This is a genomic window from Caballeronia sp. LZ033 (assembly GCF_031451265.1).
In the GTDB taxonomy this organism is placed as follows: domain Bacteria; phylum Pseudomonadota; class Gammaproteobacteria; order Burkholderiales; family Burkholderiaceae; genus Caballeronia.
Genome location: NZ_JARUXQ010000001.1, coordinates 1,794,365 through 1,813,313, shown reverse-complemented (window position 1 = coordinate 1,813,313; position 18,949 = coordinate 1,794,365). Strand labels below are relative to the sequence as shown.

Sequence of the window (18,949 nt, the reverse complement as noted above, 5' to 3'; positions counted from 1 at the left end):
CCCGTAGGAAACGTATCGATGTCCACCTGGTTGCTTCCCGAGAATATTGCCGACGTCCTGCCGTCGGAAGCCCGCAAGATCGAAGAGCTGCGCCGCCGCCTGCTCGACCGGTTCCGCTCGTACGGTTACGAGCTCGTCATGCCGCCGATGCTCGAATACCTCGAATCGCTGCTGACGAGCGGCGGCAGCGACCTGAATCTGCGCACCTTCAAGCTCGTCGATCAATTGTCCGGGCGCACGCTCGGCCTGCGCGCCGACATCACGCCGCAGGTGTCGCGCATCGACGCGCATCTGCTGAACCGGCAGGGCGTCACGCGTCTCTGCTATGCGGGCGTCGTGCTGCACACGCGTCCGCGCGGCCTGCACGCGACCCGCGAGCAGATCCAGATCGGCGCGGAAATCTACGGCCACGCCGGACTGGAAGCGGATCTCGAAATCCAGCAGCTGATGCTCGATTCGCTGCATCTGGCCGGACTGCGCAAGGTGCGGCTGGACCTGTGCCACGCGGGCGTGCTGGCGGCGCTGCTCGAACTGGAGCCGGCAGCGGTATCGCTCGGCGAGGCGCTCTATGACGCGCTGGCCACCAAGGACGTGCCGCGCCTGAACGAGCTCACCGCGCATCTCGGCCCGGTGCCGCGCGACGCTTTGCGGGCGCTGCCTTCGCTGTACGGCGATGCGTCGGTGCTGCAGATTGCGCGGGGCCGCCTGCCGAACCTGCCGGTGATCTCCCGCGCCCTCGACGACCTCGCGTTCCTCGCGAGCCAGGTGGAAGGCGCGGAACTGATGATCGATCTCGCCGACCTGCGCGGCTACGCGTACCACAGCGGCGTGATGTTCTCGGCGTACGTGGATGGCGTGCCGAACGCGGTTGCGCGCGGCGGCCGGTACGACGATGTGGGTCTCGCGTACGGCCGTGCGCGGCCCGCGACGGGTTTCTCGCTCGACCTGCGGGAAGTGGCGCGCATTTCTCCCGTCGATGCCCGCGGCAGCGCGATCCTGGCGCCGTGGAGGCACGACGAACCGCTGCGCGTAGCCATTGCCGCGCTGCGCGACGCGGGCGAGGTGGTGATCCAGGCGCTGCCCGGCCATGAACACGATCTGGACGAATTCGCCTTCGATCGCGTGCTGGTCGAGCGCGACGGCGCGTGGACGGTGGAAGCGCGGTCCTGAACGTTTGCCCGGAACCGGCGATGAATACAATCGCTTGATCGGCAAGGGTTTTTGGTAGCACATTCCAATGGCGCGTGCGTGAAGGAATCGCGAATCGCATCCCGAAAAACTCGGAACCTTTCGCGAACATAGGTAAAATGCGTTTTTAACCAGCTAACGAATCAACATGTCTGCCAGTGCAGTGAATGTGAACCCGGGGCGCAACGTCGTCGTGGTGGGCACCCAGTGGGGTGATGAGGGCAAGGGCAAGATCGTCGACTGGCTGACGGACCACGCCCAGGGCGTCGTCCGTTTCCAGGGCGGTCATAACGCCGGCCACACGCTCATCATCGGCGGCAAGAAAACCATCTTGCGCCTCATTCCTTCGGGCATCATGCGCGCGGGCACGGCCTGCTACATCGGCAATGGCGTCGTGTTGTCGCCGGAAGCGCTGTTCAAGGAAATCGACGAACTGGAAGTCGCCGGCATCGACGTGTCGAAGCGTCTGTTCATTTCCGAAGCCGCCACGCTCGTCCTCCCGTATCACGTCGCCATCGACCAGGCGCGCGAAGCCAAGCGCGGCGCCGGCAAGATCGGCACGACCGGTCGCGGCATCGGCCCGGCCTACGAAGACAAGGTCGCGCGCCGCGGCCTGCGCGTGCAGGACCTGTTCGACCGCACCGTGTTCGAAGAGCGCCTGCGTGAAGCACTCGACTTCCACAACTTCGTGCTGACGCAGTATCTCGGCGCGAAGGCCGTCGACTTCCAGGAAACCCTCGAGACCATGCTCGGCTACGCCGACCGTCTCGCGCCGATGGTCACCGACGTCTCCCGCCGTCTCTACGACGAGAACCACGCCGGCCGCAACCTGTTGTTCGAAGGCGCGCAAGGCACGCTGCTCGACATCGACCACGGCACTTATCCGTATGTCACGTCGAGCAACTGCGTTGCGGGCGCGGCCACGGCGGGCGCGGGCATCGGGCCGCAGCGCCTGAACTACATCCTGGGCATCACGAAGGCGTATTGCACGCGCGTCGGTTCGGGCCCGTTCCCGAGCGAACTGTACGACGCCGACAACGCCGCGCGCCAGGAACAGGTCGGTCTGACGCTCGCCACCGTCGGCAAGGAATTCGGCTCCGTCACGGGCCGTCCGCGCCGCACCGGCTGGCTGGACGCGGCCGCGCTGCGCCGCTCCATCCAGATCAACGGCATTTCGGGCCTGTGCATCACCAAGCTCGACGTGCTGGACGGACTCGACGAAGTGAAGCTCTGCACGGGCTACACGCTCGACGGCAAGCAGGTCGACATCCTGCCGCGCGGCGCGTCGGAAGTGGCGCGTTGCGAGCCGGTGTACGAAACCTTCGGCGGCTGGAAGGAAAGCACGATCGGCATCACGCAATGGGACAGCCTGCCGGAAAACGCGCGCAAGTACCTGACGCGCGTGCAGGAAGTGGCGGGCGTGCCGATCGACATGGTCTCGACCGGTCCGGACCGCGACGAAACCATCCTGCTGCGTCACCCGTTCAAGGTCTGAGCTCCACGCGAGCTTAGGCTTCCCTGAACGGACGCTGTAAAGAATGTGGCCGCCTCTGCGGCCACATTTTGCATATAACACTTGAATTTGAAGAGCCTCACCATGATCGCGATGACGGATCCGCGCAACGACGACAAGAACCTCTGGGTCGGCTGGGACGAATACCACCGGCTGATCGAACTGCTCGCGCTGAAGGTGCACGAATCGGGCTGGAAGTTCGACAAGATCCTGTGCCTCGCGCGCGGCGGCTTGCGCGTCGGCGACCAGCTCTCGCGCATCTATGACCTGCCGCTCGCCATTCTCGCGACGAGTTCGTACCGCGAAGCCGCCGGCACGGAGCAGGGCGCGCTCGACATCGCGCAGTACATCACGATGACGCGCGGCGACCTCTCCGGCAATGTGCTGCTGGTCGACGACCTGGTCGATTCGGGCGTCACGCTGGCGCGCGTGCAGGAGCATCTGAAGGAGCGCTATCCGGACATCACGGCGGTGCGCTCGGCGGTGCTGTGGTACAAGGCGTGCTCGAAGGTGAAGCCCGACTATCACGTGCAGTTTCTCGAAACGAACCCGTGGATTCATCAGCCGTTCGAGGAGTGGGACACGGTGCGTCCGCACAATCTGGGTGCGTGGATTAAGCGCGGCCTGCAGAACGGGCGCGAATGACGCTCCGCGCTGCATTCAGCGCCTGATTGCCGCGCATGCATGAAACAACGCCGTTCGTCCGGGCTCGATGCCGGGATGCAACGGCGTTTTGGCATGCGCGCTGGGCCGCAGGCGTCACGAAAGGTCACGCGCGCCCGCGCCAACGCGCACGGGGCACGATGCTAAACTCTCACTCGCGTCTGCGCCGGCGCGCCCAGCGCGGTCAGCCAAGATGTTCCGGCATGCCGCGTTCGATAGAATGGCGTTCGTTTTTTCCGCCCTGGACGGATATCCCGCTTTTATGACCACAACGACTCACGCGCACGAGCATAAACAGTCATTGCCCTCGCTTACGGTCGCGGCCATTGGCATCGTCTTCGGCGACATCGGCACCAGCCCGCTGTATTCACTGAAAGAGGCGTTCAGCCCGTCGCATGGCATCGGCTTGTCCGAGGCCTCCATTCTCGGCGTCATCTCCCTGCTGTTCTGGGCCATCATCATGGTGGTGGCCGTCAAATACGTGCTGTTCGTCATGCGCGCCGACAACAACGGCGAAGGCGGCGTGTTCGCCATGACCACGCTCGCGCTGCGCAGCGTGAAGGAATCCGGCAAGATCTCGGGCGTGCTGATGATGCTCGGCATCTTCGGCGCGTGCATGTTCTACGGCGACGCCGTCATCACGCCGGCCATGTCGGTGATCTCCGCGGTCGAAGGCCTCGAGATCGCCGCGCCCAAGCTGTCGCCCTATGTGCTGCCCATCACCATCGCCATCCTGATCGCGCTGTTCTGGATCCAGCGGCACGGCACGGCGGTGGTCGGCAGGCTGTTCGGCCCGATCATGCTTGTGTGGTTCGTCACGCTCGCCGTGCTCGGCGCGGCGCATATCGTGAAGGAACCGCGCATCATCGCCGCGCTGAATCCCTATTACGCGTTCTCCTTCATGGCGCAACACGTGCTGCAGGCATATATCGTCCTCGGCTCGGTCGTGCTCGTGCTGACCGGCGCGGAAGCGCTGTATGCCGACATGGGCCACTTCGGCGCCAAGCCGATCCGCTGCGGCTGGTACATGCTGGTGATGCCGTCGCTGCTGCTCAACTACTTCGGCCAGGGCGCGTTGCTGATGCACGACCCGAAGGCCATCGAAAGCCCGTTCTTCCTGCTCGCACCCGACTGGGCGCTGCTGCCGCTCGTGATCCTCTCCACTGTTGCCACCGTGATCGCTTCGCAGGCGGTCATCTCGGGCGCGTATTCGCTGACGAGCCAGGCCATCCAGCTGGGCTACGTGCCGCGCATGAAGATCCTGCATACGTCCGAACTGGCGATCGGGCAGATCTATATCCCGCTCGTGAACTGGATGCTGCTGTTCATCATCCTGTGCATCGTGGTCGGCTTCAAGAGCTCGGAGAACCTGGCGGCGGCCTACGGCCTCGCCGTCACCGCGACCATGCTGACCACCACCATCCTCGTGTCGGTCGTGATGGTGAACCTGTGGGGCTGGAGCCGCTGGCTGGTCGGCGCGATGATCGCGGTGTTCCTTGCCATCGACATCGGATTCTTCGGCGCGAGCCTGCTGAAGATCGAGCAGGGCGGCTGGCTGCCGCTGTGCATCGGCGGCGCGCTGTTCTTCCTGCTGATGACCTGGTACAAGGGCCGCATGATCGTCAAGGACCGCACGGCCGCCGACGGTATCCCGCTGATGCCTTTCCTCCAGGGTCTGCTCGCGCATCCGCCGCATCGCGTGTCGGGCACGGCCATCTATCTCACCGGCAGCGACTCGCTGGTGCCTGTGAGCCTGCTGCACAATCTGAAGCACAACAAGGTGCTGCACGAGCGCACGCTATTCATGAACTTCCAGACGCGCGACATTCCCTATGTGGACGACGCGCACCGGCTCGAAGTGAAGGACATCGGCGGCGGACTGTTTCTCGTGAAGGCGGCCTATGGCTTCAACGAAACGCCCGATGTGAAGGCGGTGCTCGAACAGATCACGCGCACGCACGCGATGATCTTCGAGCTGATGGACACGTCGTTCTTCATGGCGCGCGAAACCGTGGTGCCGACGGAACTGCCGGGCATGTCGGTGTGGCGCGAGCGGGTGTTCGCGTGGATGCATCAGAACGCCGCGAAGCCTACGGATTTCTTCAGCATTCCGGCGAACCGGGTGGTGGAGTTGGGTACCAAAATCGAAATTTGACGCGGATTCTTTTCGCGTAAGAAAGCAAAAACCCCACGTGCGAACGTGGGGTTTTCGTTTGGCGCCGAAGCCCTCAGCGCTTCAGCTTCGCGAACGCCGCGGCCATCGCGCCTGCCGCCTCCGGCTCGCGACGCTGCTGCGGACGCTGGCCCGAGCGTCGGTCCTGACGATCCTGTCCGCCGCGCGACTGCGCACCCGAACCGCTGCCGGCGGACGCAGACGGGAAATCATCATCGAGACGCATCGTCAGTGAAATGCGCTGGCGTTTCACATCCGTCTCCAGCACCTTCACCTTGACGACCTGACCGGCCTTCACGACCTCGTGCGGATCCTTGATGAACTTCGTGGACATCGACGACACGTGCACGAGGCCATCCTGATGCACGCCGATATCGACGAACGCGCCAAACGCGGCCACGTTCGTCACGACGCCTTCGAGGATCATGCCCGGCACGAGATCGGAGATTTTCTCGATGCCGTCCTTGAAGGTCGCCGTCTTGAACTCGGGGCGCGGATCGCGGCCGGGCTTCTCGAGTTCCGCGAGGATGTCGCGCACGGTGGGCAGGCCGAAGCGCTCATCGACGAACTCGGCCGGCGACAGCCCGGTCAGCGCCTCGCGCTTGCCGAGCACGTCGCCGAGCTGCTTCTTGATCTTGGCGAGCATGCGTTCGACGACCGGATACGCTTCCGGGTGCACCGACGACCGGTCCAGCGGGTTGTCGCCATTGTTGATGCGCAGGAAGCCCGCGGCCTGTTCGAAGGTCTTGTCGCCGAGGCGCGGCACCTTCTTCAGATGCTCGCGCGAAGGGAACGGCCCGTTGGCGTCGCGAAACTCGACGATATTGCGCGCGAGCGTTGCATTGAGTCCCGACACGCGGGCGAGCAGGGCGATGGACGCCGTGTTGGCATCGACGCCGACGGCATTCACGCAGTCCTCGACGACGGCATCGAGCGAGCGCGCCAGTTCACGCTGATTGACGTCGTGCTGATACTGGCCGACGCCGATCGCCTTCGGCTCGATCTTGACGAGTTCCGCGAGCGGATCCTGCAGACGGCGCGCGATGGACACGGCGCCGCGCAGCGAGACATCGAGTTCCGGGAATTCCTTTGCCGCGAGTTCCGACGCCGAATACACCGACGCCCCCGCTTCCGACACCACGATCTTCTGCAACTTGAATTCCGGATGCTTCGCGATCAGTTCGCTTGCGAGCTTGTCGGTTTCGCGCGAGGCCGTGCCGTTGCCGATCGACACCAGTTCGGCCTGCGTCGCTTGCGCGATGCGGGCGAGTTTCGCGAGCGAGCCATCCCAGTCGCGGCGCGGCTCGTGCGGATAAATGGTGTCTGTTGCGAGCAGCTTGCCGGTGCGATCGACGACCGCGACCTTCACGCCCGTGCGCAGGCCCGGATCGAGTCCGATCACGGCCTTCGGGCCCGCCGGCGCGGCCAGCAGCAGATCCTTCAGGTTGCGCGCGAACACGCGGATGGCTTCGTGCTCGGCCTGCTCGCGCAGTTGCGTGAGCAGCTCGGTTTCGATGTGCGGCTGCACCTTCACGCGCCAGCACCAGCGGCAGACGTCCGACAGCCATTTGTCGGCGGCGCGGCCGCGGTTGGCGATGCCCACCTGCTGCGCGATCATCGCCTCGCAAGGATGCGGAACCTGCGCGTCGAGCTCCTCGCCGAGGCCGAGCTTGACGCTCAGCACGCCCGCATTGCGGCCGCGAAACAGCGCGAGCGCGCGGTGCGAGGGCACGGTGCGGACCGTTTCGCTGTAGTCGTAGTAATCGCGGAACTTCTCGCCTTCCTCGTTCTGCTTGCCGTCGACCACGCTCGACATCACGAGCCCCTGATTGAACAGATGGTCGCGCAGCTTGCCGAGGACGCCGGCCGTTTCGCCGAACTGTTCCGAGAGAATGTCGCGTGCGCCGTCGAGGGCGGCCTTGGTGTCGGCGACGCCTTTTTCGGCATCGACGAATTTTGCGGCTTCGGCTTGCGGGTCGAGTGTCGGATCAGCGAGCAGCGCCTGTGCGAGCGGTTCGAGACCGGCTTCGCGGGCGATCTGCGCGCGCGTGCGGCGCTTCGGCTTGTAGGGCAGGTAGAGATCTTCGAGCACCTGCTTGCTGTCCGCGCCTTCGATGGCGCCGCGCAATTCGTCGCTGAGCTTGCCTTGCTCGTCGATGCTCGACAGGATCGTGGCGCGGCGCTCTTCGAGTTCGCGCAGGTAGATCAGGCGCTCTTCGAGCGTGCGCAGTTGCGTATCGTCGAGATTGCCGGTGACTTCCTTGCGATACCGGGCGATGAACGGGACAGTCGAGCCTTCATCGAGAAGCTGCACGGCGGCGGCGACCTGGCGCGGCTGCACGGTGAGTTCGGTGGCGATGCGCTGTACGATCTTGAGTGCTACGGTTTCCGTCATGTGTCTGCGCTGTTCTCGGGCTCGCCGGCAGGCATCGCGCCGCACGCACGAGCCTGCTGTGAGCGAGGCGCGGCGGGCACGTGACCGCGTGACGAGCCGGTTCGGACCGGGTTGCTGGAGCGGGGCATTTTGCCATAAATGGCAGAGCCCTCCGGCGTGCGGTGATAGAATTTGGGCATCGCCCAAGCCGCTTCGCATCTGATTCCTGATCACGTTGCCGTTCATTCCTTTGCCCACATTACGCTTTTTTCGCGCCGCCCATTCCGGCTCGGCTGCAGGCCACGCCGGCGCAGCTGAAGGCGCACGCGCCGCGTCGACTGCCTCGACCATGACGGTGGTCAGGTTCGCCACGGCAGTCATGCTGTTTGCCGCCTTCGTGCCGGATCATGCGCGTGCGCAGACGCCGAAGCCCATTTCTCCCGATACCGCCGTCAGCACCCGTCCACTCGACGACTCATCCTCCAGCAATTCCAGCGACACGCAAGACCCCGACGCCGTGCTCAAGGCCCAATTCACGCAACGGCAGCAAGCGTTGAACAAGCGCACCGAGGAAAACGACTATCGCTTTGGCGTGAAGCGGCACGACTGCTACAGCAATTTCTTCGTCAACCATTGCCTCGACAATGCGCGCAACGAGATGCGCGAGACGCGCCAGGAGATCCGTCAGGACCAGCTCGCGCTCGACGACGAACAGCGCACCGAGCGCGCCCGCCAGCGCGACCAGCAGACCGCGATCAAGCAGGCGCAGTACGACGCTCAAGCGCCGCAGCGCGCGGCCAACGAACGTGCGAGCCAGCAATCGTTCGATGAGAAGCAGCGCCAGAACGCGCTGGCAGCCGCCCAGCGCCAGGCCGAGGCGCCGCAGCGCGCGGCCAATCAGGCGGCGTACGATCGCAAGCAGGCGGACTACCAGAAGCAACTCGACGATGCGCGCGCACGCGGCGTGCAGGACGCGCAGGACCGGGATCTGAAGGCGCAGCGTTACGAACAGAAGCAGCAGGAAGCCGCGCAGCATCGCGCCGAAGTCGAGGCGCGTCAGAAGGAAGCAGCAAGGAAGCAGCAGGAAAAGGCGCAGCAGGCCGCTGAAGACCAGCAGCGCCAGCAACAACAGCAGCAACAGCAGCAACAGCAGCAGGGCAAGTAGCGCATGCGTGTCCGTGTTGCGGGCACGCGCGAAGCAGATCAAGAAGCGGATGCAAGAGCGGATGAAAGGAGGCGAGCATGCAGCAGCGCTTGAACGCACCCCGACAACCCACCATGGATGCCGCATTGCTGCGCGATCGCATCGCGCAGTTGCAGGAAGAGCATCACAGCCTGGACATCCTGATCGACAAGATGTCGGGCATCGAAGACCTCGAGTTGAGACGCTTGAAGAAGCGCAAGCTCAAGGTGAAGGACACCATTCTCCTGCTGCAATTGCAGCTGGACCCGGACGCGCACTGACGCCGCGCGCCGCCGGCGGCGCATGCCCATGCATGCCGGCGGCGGCGCCTCCCGCACCCGCCGCCGGAACCCCGCAGGATTGAGCACGCCTTGAACGCACCCACACCCTCTCGCGACGACGTCCCCGCGCCGCACGCGCTCACGGACAAGCGCGCCGTCGAACTCGACGCCATCTTCGCGGCGCAGGGACTGCTTGCGCGCGCCATCGACGGTTATCGGCCGCGTGCCTCGCAGATCGAAATGGCGCGCTCGGTCGCCGCCGCCATGGAGGCCTCCGGCCGCGCGATGCCCGAGCCCGCGATGTTCGAGGCGCAGCGCCGCCCCGCGCGCAGGCTCGGACCGTCGGACAAGCCGCATGACCCCGACGCGCCCCCGGCGGAAGACCTGGGCATCGCAACGGCGAAGACGGCCATCGACGGCGGCGAGAACACGCTGATCGTCGAAGCCGGGACGGGCACGGGCAAGACCTATGCGTATCTCGTGCCGGCCATGCTGTGGGGCGGCAAGGTGATCGTCTCGACCGGCACGAAACATCTGCAGGACCAGCTGTTCCAGCGCGATATCCCCACCGTGCGCGACGCGCTGGCGGTGCCGGTGTCGGTGGCGATGCTGAAGGGCCGCGCAAACTACCTGTGCCACTACTATCTCGAGCGCACGGCCGACAACGGCCGTCTGCCAACGCGTCAGGACACGTCGCATTTGCAGGAGATCGTGCGGTTCGCGAAGATCACGCGCACCGGCGACAAGGCCGAACTCGCGAGCGTGCCGGAGAATTCGCCGGTCTGGCCGATGGTCACCTCCACGCGCGACAACTGTCTCGGCCAGGATTGTCCGCACTACAAGGAATGCTTCGTCATGCAGGCGCGCAAGGAAGCGCAGCAGGCGGACATCGTCGTGGTGAATCACCATCTGTTCTTCGCGGACGTGATGCTGCGCGACACCGGCATGGCCGAACTCCTGCCGATGGCCAACACGATCATCTTCGACGAGGCGCATCAGTTGCCGGAAACGGCCACGCTGTTCTTCGGCGACACGCTGTCCACCACGCAGCTGCTCGAACTCGCCCGAGATACGGTCGCCGAAGGTCTCTCGCACGCCCGCGACGCCGCCGACTGGACCAAGCTCGGCGCCGCGCTCGAACGCGCAGCGCGCGACTTGCGGCTGGTGTTCAAGGAAGATTCGGTGCGCCTGTCGCTCGGCCAGTTGCCCGACGGTCATGCGCTGTTCGAGGCGCTCGACACGCTCGAAACGCATCTTGCGGCGTTGGCGGCGGCATTGTCGTCGCATGCGGAGCGCGCCGAATCGCTGCAGGCGCTGGTGCGCCGCGCGCGCGAACTGCAGGACCTGCTGGCCGGCTGGACCACGCCGCCGACCTCGCTCGAACGCGCGGTCGTCGCGGACGAACAGACCGCCGTCGCAGCCGCGAAGGAAGAGCCGAACGAGATGGTGCGCTGGATCGAAGTGTTCTCGCACACGGTGCAGCTGCACGAGACGCCGTTGTCGGTCGCGCCGATTTTCGCCAAGCAGCGCGCGGGCGTGCCGCGCGCGTGGATCTTCACGTCGGCGACGCTCTCGGTGCGCGGCGACTTCACGCATTACGCGGCGCAGATGGGCCTCAACTCGCGCCGCTCGATGACCCTGCCGAGCCCGTTCGACTATCCGTCGCAAGGCTTGTTGTACGTGCCGCGCAATCTGCCGCAGCCGTCGTCGCCGCAGTTCACCGATGCCGTGTTCGAAGCCGCGCTGCCGGTGATCGAGGCGGCGGGCGGCGGCGCGTTCGTGCTGTGTACGACGCTGCGCGCGGTCGACCGCATTGCCACGCGGCTGCGCGAGGTGATCGAGCGCCGTGGCTGGGACAATCCGCTGCTCGTACAGGGCGATGCCAGCCGGACCGAGTTGCTCGACCGCTTCCGCGCCTACGGCAATGCGATCCTGGTCGGCAGCCAGAGTTTCTGGGAAGGCGTGGACGTGCGCGGCGATGCGCTGTCGCTGGTGGTCATCGACAAGCTGCCGTTCGCGCCGCCCGACGATCCCGTGCTCGCGGCCCGGCTGGACGCGCTCTCGAAGAAGGGTTTGAGTCCGTTCGCGGTGCATCAGCTGCCGCAGGCGGTCATCACGCTCAAGCAGGGCGCGGGGCGGCTGATTCGCGCGGAGACCGATCGCGGCGTGCTGATGATCTGCGATACGCGTCTCGTCGAGAAACCGTATGGCCGGCGCATCTGGCAAAGCCTGCCGCCGTTCAAGCGCACGCGTGAACTGGACGTGGTGCGTGAATTTTTCAGCGATGCGGCAAAGTGGAAGACGGAGCTGGCCGAGTAGTGTTTTGAACGGCAGCTATCCCGTCATTGCACTCACGCCGGAGAATGCTGCCTCTGAAGATCTCCATTTCTTGCTGCGTTTGTTTTGCGGAACACGCATTTCCGATCCTTCGATTCGCCGTTTAGACGACCGATTTTCTGTTCCTGCCAGACCTCGTTGGCCAAGGCATTGTCTGCGGGATCAGATTCCCGGGAGAGTCGGTCAATGCCATTTGCTTCGGAAAGCGAACTGAGATTGCGCCGTCCTCGCGGCAATCAGGCTCATCCTTCTGCAACGAATTCCTCGACCCATGGCCCGGTAGATCCGGCCTGGGAGAGAGCGTTGCACGACGCGACTTTCGACACCGAAGAGACCGAGGAAAGCGAAACGGAAGAAGCATGTCCGGAAGAATTGGAAGAAGCGCTTCAACGGAACGATCACTTCGATTTTTTAGCGGTCACGCGCGAAGTCGTTCCCAGAATGGCAACGCGAATCGCCGAGAGTCTTTTCAACCGCTATCACCATGCCGCTGCCGCTTTCCAGGACGTCGAAGCGGTCTATCAGGTCGACTGGGATGCGAACTACGGCAGTTACCGGCTCGCGAATCCGACCGCGGGCAATCTGGTGTCGTACGGTGCGCCCGTGCAATGGGTCGATTCCCGCTGGTCACTGGTGTTCGCTTCGGGCGGACGGCACGGCACCGGCTTCAGAAACCTGTGGAGGCGCTATCGGGGAGCGTCGATTCCGCTTGACCGCGTCCACGGGATGCCGATTGCAAGGGCTCGCGAACTGCGAGTGCTGCTGTTCGACGGCGCGGACTGCGCCGAAGCGAGTCTCGCGGTGGCCCGGAGAATGGTGAAGAGCACCACAGCGAGCGATCTGGCGAGGGTCGACAAGGTGCTGCAGATCTTCTGGGGCCGCGCGCGGACCGCGGACAGGCAGAACTTCCTCAAGCTGGTCGAGCGCACGCAATAGTACCCGGCACGATTGAACTATTCGCACCTCGACTTCAGGAGCGTCCTGACCAAGGCGGACGGCGCGACCAGTCCCTCGACGGTCATGACGACGCATACGCCTGCGCGCGCGGCCGGGGGGATCGCACAGGTGGATGATGCGCTGGAGGACGTCCAGCTCACCGTTTATGACGAGGGCATCAAGACGCTGGCCGAATCTGTTCCGCCGTCGAGCCTGAAGTCACGGATGTCGCAGGTCTTCACGCACGAGTGGCGTCATGCGATGGCGCATACGTCGACGGACCAGAAGTACGCAGCGATGGTCCCTGGACCAATCGGCATGGACGTCGCCGACCTCGCGCGTCTGCCGCCCGTGGACAAGATAGCCAACGCAGATAACTTCTCGTATGCCGTCTGGCTGCTGCGGTTGTCCGAAACCTGTCACGCCAGTTACAAGGACTTCGTCTCCCGCTATGACGTCTGGCTGCGTTCGCGCAGTGGCCGCCTCATGTGGAACTTCGTAAGTTAGCCAGCGGCCGGCGCATAAACAAAACGGCGCGCGATCATCGATCGCGCGCCGTTTCCGGGAAGCGTGCAGGACCGATGTCCTGCTTTCATGCGCCGCTTACCAGATCTGGTACCACGGCTTGTCGTCCGTGCCCTGACGACGCTTGCCGGTCACGTACGGGCTGTCCGGGAACGTAGCGGCGAGCACGCGCTTGGTGTCGTCGGCGAGTTGCGGCTGATCGAGCTTGCCGTAGGACAGCATCATGATGTGCAGCGCGTCTTCGGTGGCCGGCGCGTTCTTGTACTCGCGAATGGCGAGCTGCGCGCGGTTAATGGCCGCGACATACGCGCCGCGCCGATAGTAATAGTCCGCCGCATGCACCTCGTGCGACGCCAGCGCGTTGACGATATAGCGCATGCGCTGCGCGGCGTCCGGCGCGTACTTGCTTTGCGGGTACTTGTCGACGACCACCTTGAACGCGTCATAGGACTCGCGCAGCGACTTCGGATCGCGCTCGCTCATGTCCTGACCCGAGAAGCGGCCGAACAGGCCCAGGTCGTCGTTGAAGTGGATCATGCCCTTCAGGTAGTAGGCATACGAGATATCGGGATGATCCGGATGCAGCTTGATGAAGCGGTCGATGGCCTGGTCGGCGTTGGCGGTTTCGCCGTCCTTCCAGTTGCAATACGCGACGTTGATCTGCGCCTGCTGCGCGAAGTGGCCGAACGGGTCACGGCCTTCGAGCGCCTCGAAGTACTTCGCGCACTTGCCCCAGTCGCTGCCGGAAAGCGCGTCCTGGGCCTCCGTATATAATTTGTTGTTGTTCCACAGCGCGGTTTCGTCGGTCTTCTCCGGCAGGCCGTGACAGGCTGCGACGATCGCGACGCTGGCGGCCAGCGCAAGATACTTGATCGTTTGACGCATCGATTGATGAATGGTGTTGAAGGCTCGCATCAGTGCTTGGTGTTCCTGGCTGATTCTCGCTGTGTCCAGCTGTGTGTCCGGCGCCGCCGCTCGCGCAATGTCTCGCGGTTTTCGCGTGCGGCGTTTGCGTGGATCCTTACGCGCGTTTCCATGCGCGGTTTTCTACGGCAAGTCCTGCCGAATCTTGTTCAAATGACCCGCTCAAGTACCCGTCGTACCAAAGACCGACTCAAAGATTATAGCCCAAGCGCCACCGGCGACGACGCAGCGCGGCCCGATGCAAACCCTGACGCACCCCGCGCAACGGGCACGACAGGCACGACGGGCACGGACGCAGAACCGCCGCGCGTCGCGCACGTGCCCGACGAACTCGCCGGCGACCGCCTCGACAAGGTGCTCGCGAAACTCTTTCCGGAATTCTCGCGCAGCCGGCTGCAGGGGTGGATCGAAGAAGGGCGCGTGCAGGTCGACGGCGCCGGTGCGAAAGTGCGCCAGCCCGTGCCGCTCGGCGCGACCATCACGCTCGTGCCGGACCTCCTGCCCGAACAACTCGCGTTCACGCCCGAACCGGTGCCGCTCGATGTCGTCTACGAAGACGAGTCGCTCGTGGTCATCAACAAGCCCGCCGGCATGGTCGTGCACCCGGCTGCGGGCAACTGGAGCGGCACGCTGCTGAACGGTCTGCTGCATCGCTATGGCGCGGCGGCGGCCGGCTTGCCGCGCGCGGGCATCGTGCATCGGCTGGACAAGGAAACCTCGGGACTGATGGTGGTCGCGCGCACGCTCGAAGCGCAGACCGACCTCGTGCGTCAGTTGCAGGCGCGCACGGTGAAGCGCCGATACGTGGCCTTCGTGTGGGGCAACATGCGCGACGAAGGCACGATCGACGCGCCGATCGGCCGCGATCCGCGCGAACGCAAGCGCATGGCGGTCGTGCAGAGCGCCGCGGGCAAGCCGGCGCGCACGCACTTCAAGACCATCCAGCGAACCCTGTGGCACAACCAGCCGGTGAGCGCGATCCATTGCGATCTCGAAACCGGCCGCACGCATCAGATCCGCGTGCATTGCGCGGCTGCGGGTCATCCGCTGCTGGGCGATCCGCTGTACGGGCACGTGCGCGGCAAGCGTTCCGTCACGCCGCTGCCGGACGGCTTCGCCCGTCAGGCGCTGCATGCGTGGCGCCTCGGCCTGATTCATCCGGCGACCGGCAAGCCGGTGCACTGGCGCGCCGATGTGCCCGAGGACATGGAGACGCTCTCCGCCGCGCTCGGCTTCGGGGAGGACGAGGAGATCGACTCCGACGAGGATCCGGAGTTCGCGCAAGTCTATGTCATCGGCGAAGACGACGAAGACTGGGACGACGACGATTACGAGGACGACGAAGCATGAAGCATCACGTTGCCGCACTGGATCACGGCGCTTGTCTGTGGCCGCAATGGAAGGTGTCGCCGCGCGTGCGCGCGTTCGTCACGACGCGCGCGGGCGGTGTGAGCGCCGCGCCGTTCGACGACGGCTCCGGCGCGGGCGGCCTCAACCTGGGCTTCTCGACGGGCGACGCGCCTGAGGCCGTCGCGGAGAACCGGCGCCGCGCGCTGGCGCTGACGCCTTCGCGGCACGCCGCATGGCTCGAGCAGATCCACGGCGCGCAGGTCGAGGACGCGCATGCGGTGGTCGACCGCCTCGTGTTCGGCGAACGCTCGCGCGCGGATGCGAGCGTGACGGATCGCGCGGGCGTCGTGTGCGTCGTGATGACGGCGGACTGCCTGCCGGTGCTGTTCTGCGACGACGCGGGCCGCGCGGTCGGCGCGGCGCATGCGGGCTGGCGTGGTCTGGCGGGCGGCGTCATCGAACGGACGGCTGAACGCGTGGCGACGCTCGCGGGCGTGTCGCCTGCCGGGCTGCATGCGTATCTCGGGCCGGCGATCGGACCGTCGGCGTTCGAGGTGGGCGAGGACGTGCTCGAGGCGTTCGCCAGCGCGGCGCCGGCCGCCCGGCGCGACGCCACCACGGCCGCCTTCCGGCCCGCGGGCGGTGCGCCGGCCAAGTACTTCGCGGACATCTATGCACTGGCGCGGCAGCGGCTCGCGGAACTGGGCGTCGATGACGCGCGCATCGACGGCGGCACGCATTGCACGGTGACGGAGCAGAGGCGCTTTTATTCGTATCGGCGGGATCGGGTGACGGGACGCATGGCGGCGATGATCTGGCTGAACGACTGAGGCCTGTTACTCCCGCCAGACCTGTCTCCCAGCCTGCCACGCGAACGTTTCCCGGGCGTGACGAAACCCCTTGTGAATACAATATTTCGGATGGGGGAAAACGATAATTAAAAATTTATCGCACTGCGGCAAAATCGGGACGAAGCATTGACATGCCCGATAGCCTGGAGCAAGAATGTTCCCGGAATTCAATCAATCGGGCACGGCGTAGCAAGGCGGTTTCTTGCGGCGCGCATAGGGCGCATCAACACTTGCGCGCTGGTCGAGGAAAGCCCGGCGATGCCTGCATCAGCAATCCAGTCTTGCGAGACTCACAGGTCAATGGCGGGTATGGCTTCCAAAACATCTTCCTCATCTTCCCGCTCCCGTACCGCCGACAGCACTTCGGCTCAAGCATCGGCCGAATCGACTGGCGTACAGCAGGCGTTCGATCAATGGCTGAACGCCTGGCGTACCGTTGCCGATCCCGCGCAATGGGCGAAGCTGACTCAGCAGACGAATGCCGCACCTGATGCGGCCGGGGCGGGAGCCGCTGCGGAGGCCTCGCCGTTCGCGGCGTTCGGCGCCTTCGCCAATGCATTCCCGAATGCATTTCCCAATGCGTTCCCCGGTGGCTTCCCACAAGGTTTTCCGGCCGCGTTCCAAGGCGCATTTCCGGCGCCGGGCGCGATGCCGCAGATGCCCGACTTTACGAAGATGAACGGCATGGCCGAGTTCGCCAAACTGGCGAGCAGCATGCCCGGCTTCGGCGCCGCGATGCAGGGCTTGCCGACACTGCCGAAGATCCCCACCGCGGCGATTCCACCCGAGCGTCTCCAGCAGCTGCAAAGCAACTATTCGCGCGATGCGTCCGAACTGCTCCGGCAGGCAGGCGAACAGCACATCGACCCGGGCGCGCTGAAGGACCGCCGCTTCACGGATACCTCGTGGCAGACCACGCCCGCGTATGCGTTCACCGCCGCGTGGTACCTGCTGAACGCGCGCTATCTGCAAGAACTCGCGGATGCCGTGCAGAGCGACCCGAAGACCCGCGAGCGAATTCGTTTCACCGTGCAGCAATGGGCCGCGGCAGCATCGCCGAGCAACTATTTCGCGCTGAATCCCGATGCGCAGAAGACGCTCATCGAAAGCAAGGGCGAGAGCCTGCGCCAGGGCATGCTGAACCTGCTCGCCGACATGCAGCGCGGCAAGATCTCGCAATCGGACGAATCGGGTTTCGCGGTCGGCAAGAACATTGCGTCGACCGAAGGCTCGGTCGTGTACGAGAACGAACTCGTACAGCTGATCCAGTACAAGCCGCGCGCCCCGAAGGTCTATGCGCGGCCGCTGCTGATCGTGCCGCCGTGCATCAACAAGTTCTACATCCTCGATCTCTCGCCCGAAAGCTCGCTCGTGCGCTATGGGCTCGATGAAGGCCATCAGGTGTTCATCCTGTCGTGGCGCAACGCGGACCAGTCGATCGCGCACAAGACCTGGGACGACTATGTCGAACAGGGCGTGCTCGAGACCATCGGCGTCGTGCAGGCGATCACCGGCGAGGAACAGATCAATACGCTCGGCTTCTGCATCGGCGGGACCATTCTCGCCACCGCGCTCGCGGTGGCCTCGGCCCGTGGCGAGGAGCCGGCGGCCTCGATGACGCTGCTCACCTCGATGCTCGACTTCTCCGACACGGGCGTGCTGGATGTGTTCGTCGACGAGTCGCACGTGCGCTTGCGCGAGCAGGCGATCGGCGGCAAGAACGGCGCGCCGGCGGGGTTGATGCGCGGCGTCGAGTTCGCCAACACGTTCTCGTATCTGCGCCCGAACGATCTGGTGTGGAACTACGTCGTCGATAACTATCTCAAAGGACGCACGCCCCAGGCGTTCGACCTGCTGTTCTGGAACAGCGACTCGACCAACCTGCCCGGGCCGATGTGCGTCTGGTACCTGCGCAACACGTATCTGGAAAACGCGCTGAAGGAACCGAATGCGTTGACGGTATGCGGCGAGAAGATCGATCTCTCGCGGCTCGCGTTGCCCACGTTTATCTACGGCTCCCGCGAGGATCACATCGTGCCGTGGAAGTCGGCGTATGCTTCGACGCCCATTCTCAGCGGTCCGCGGACCTTCGTGCTGGGCGCGTCGGGACATATTGCGGGCGTGATCAATCCGCCGTCGAAGAACAAGCGCAGCTTCTGGATGGTCGACGGCGACACCGGTGCGCTGCCCGAATCCGCGGACGCCTGGTTCGACGCCGCGGCGGAGCATCCCGGCAGCTGGTGGCCCACGTGGTCCGCCTGGCTCGCGGCGAACGCGGGCGAGCAGGTCAAGCCGGCGGCGGCGCAGGGTTCGAAGGCGTACCCGGTGATCGAGGCCGCCCCGGGCCGCTACGTGCTGGAGCGCGATGCCTGAGTGTGAGTTCTGAGTGGCGCGCCGTGGCGCTCATGGGCGCGCGGATCATGCCCGGGCCAATGCATTAACAATCGATGCCAAAGGAAACTGAAATGACTGACGTAGTGATCGTATCGGCCGCGCGTACGGCGGTGGGCAAATTCGGCGGCTCGCTCGCGAAGATCGCGGCGCCGGAACTCGGCGCAACGGTCATCAAGGCCGTGCTCGAACGCGCAGGCGTGAAGCCGGATCAGGTGAGCGAAGTCATTCTCGGCCAGGTGCTGGCCGCGGGCTCGGGA

14 protein-coding genes and 1 pseudogene are annotated in these 18,949 nt (G+C 65.0%); 13 read left to right on the top strand and 2 right to left on the bottom strand.

Features of this window, described 5'->3' with window-relative positions; all coding sequences use genetic code 11:
* The first annotated feature begins 18 nt into the window (after positions 1–18).
* The 4 genes from QCE62_RS08465 to QCE62_RS08450 all read left to right on the top strand — a co-directional run bounded on the left by QCE62_RS08465 (position 19) and on the right by QCE62_RS08450 (position 5,519).
* The gene (locus tag QCE62_RS08465) at positions 19–1,170 is read left to right on the top strand and encodes an ATP phosphoribosyltransferase regulatory subunit (RefSeq protein WP_309916557.1); all 1,152 of its coding nucleotides are present in this window, start codon (positions 19–21) and stop codon (positions 1,168–1,170) included.
* A 166-nt stretch (positions 1,171–1,336) separates the two neighbouring features.
* Positions 1,337–2,683, top strand: a complete 1,347-nt coding sequence (locus tag QCE62_RS08460; protein ID WP_309916553.1) for an adenylosuccinate synthase — start codon at positions 1,337–1,339, stop codon at positions 2,681–2,683.
* Positions 2,684–2,785: 102 nt separating this feature from the next.
* Entirely contained in the window at positions 2,786–3,346 is a 561-nt protein-coding gene (locus QCE62_RS08455) for a phosphoribosyltransferase (protein ID WP_309916550.1), read from the top strand.
* Positions 3,347–3,626: 280 nt separating this feature from the next.
* A complete protein-coding gene (locus tag QCE62_RS08450) occupies positions 3,627–5,519 on the top strand; it encodes a potassium transporter Kup (RefSeq protein WP_309916548.1) in 1,893 nt (630 codons plus the stop codon).
* 73 nt (positions 5,520–5,592) lie between these two features.
* On the opposite strand, the gene QCE62_RS08445 is transcribed toward QCE62_RS08450, so the two are convergent.
* The gene (locus QCE62_RS08445; RefSeq protein ID WP_309916545.1) at positions 5,593–7,932 is read right to left on the bottom strand and encodes a Tex family protein; all 2,340 of its coding nucleotides are present in this window, start codon (positions 7,930–7,932) and stop codon (positions 5,593–5,595) included.
* A gap of 328 nt (positions 7,933–8,260) precedes the next feature.
* Between QCE62_RS08445 and QCE62_RS08440 the strand changes: the two genes are divergently transcribed.
* The 5 genes from QCE62_RS08440 (at position 8,261) to QCE62_RS08420 (ending at position 13,155) form a co-directional block, all read left to right on the top strand.
* Positions 8,261–9,076, top strand: a complete 816-nt coding sequence (locus QCE62_RS08440; RefSeq protein ID WP_309916542.1) for a colicin transporter — start codon at positions 8,261–8,263, stop codon at positions 9,074–9,076.
* Between the two features lie 113 nt (positions 9,077–9,189).
* Positions 9,190–9,375 (top strand): DUF465 domain-containing protein, encoded by a 186-nt coding sequence (locus QCE62_RS08435; protein ID WP_309811527.1) that lies wholly within the window; start codon positions 9,190–9,192, stop codon positions 9,373–9,375.
* Positions 9,376–9,465: 90 nt separating this feature from the next.
* Positions 9,466–11,694 carry an ATP-dependent DNA helicase gene (locus QCE62_RS08430; RefSeq protein WP_309916539.1) on the top strand — a complete coding sequence of 743 codons (2,229 nt, stop codon included), beginning with the start codon at positions 9,466–9,468 and terminating at the stop codon, positions 11,692–11,694.
* A 204-nt stretch (positions 11,695–11,898) separates the two neighbouring features.
* On the top strand, positions 11,899–12,648 hold the full coding sequence (locus QCE62_RS08425; RefSeq protein WP_309916537.1) for a hypothetical protein: 750 nt from the start codon (positions 11,899–11,901) through the stop codon (positions 12,646–12,648).
* Between the two features lie 12 nt (positions 12,649–12,660).
* Positions 12,661–13,155: a hypothetical protein gene (locus QCE62_RS08420; protein WP_309916534.1), complete on the top strand. Its 495-nt coding sequence runs from the start codon at positions 12,661–12,663 to the stop codon at positions 13,153–13,155.
* A 96-nt stretch (positions 13,156–13,251) separates the two neighbouring features.
* On the opposite strand, the gene QCE62_RS08415 is transcribed toward QCE62_RS08420, so the two are convergent.
* Entirely contained in the window at positions 13,252–14,088 is an 837-nt protein-coding gene (locus QCE62_RS08415; RefSeq protein ID WP_309916531.1) for an outer membrane protein assembly factor BamD, read from the bottom strand.
* A gap of 162 nt (positions 14,089–14,250) precedes the next feature.
* Here QCE62_RS08415 and QCE62_RS08410 point away from each other — a divergent pair, with 162 nt between their 5' ends.
* The 4 genes and pseudogenes from QCE62_RS08410 to QCE62_RS08395 all read left to right on the top strand — a co-directional run.
* Positions 14,251–15,447, top strand: coding sequence for an RluA family pseudouridine synthase (locus tag QCE62_RS08410; RefSeq protein WP_309916528.1), 1,197 nt, complete (start codon positions 14,251–14,253; stop codon positions 15,445–15,447).
* A complete protein-coding gene (pgeF, locus tag QCE62_RS08405) occupies positions 15,444–16,277 on the top strand; it encodes a peptidoglycan editing factor PgeF (protein WP_309916524.1) in 834 nt (277 codons plus the stop codon). Before QCE62_RS08410 ends, pgeF begins: the two co-directional genes overlap by 4 nt.
* Before the next feature lie 330 nt (positions 16,278–16,607).
* A complete protein-coding gene (gene phaC, locus QCE62_RS08400) occupies positions 16,608–18,671 on the top strand; it encodes a class I poly(R)-hydroxyalkanoic acid synthase (RefSeq protein WP_309916523.1) in 2,064 nt (687 codons plus the stop codon).
* A 92-nt stretch (positions 18,672–18,763) separates the two neighbouring features.
* Positions 18,764–18,949 (top strand): annotated as a pseudogene (locus QCE62_RS08395) (acetyl-CoA C-acetyltransferase); the annotation flags it as partial.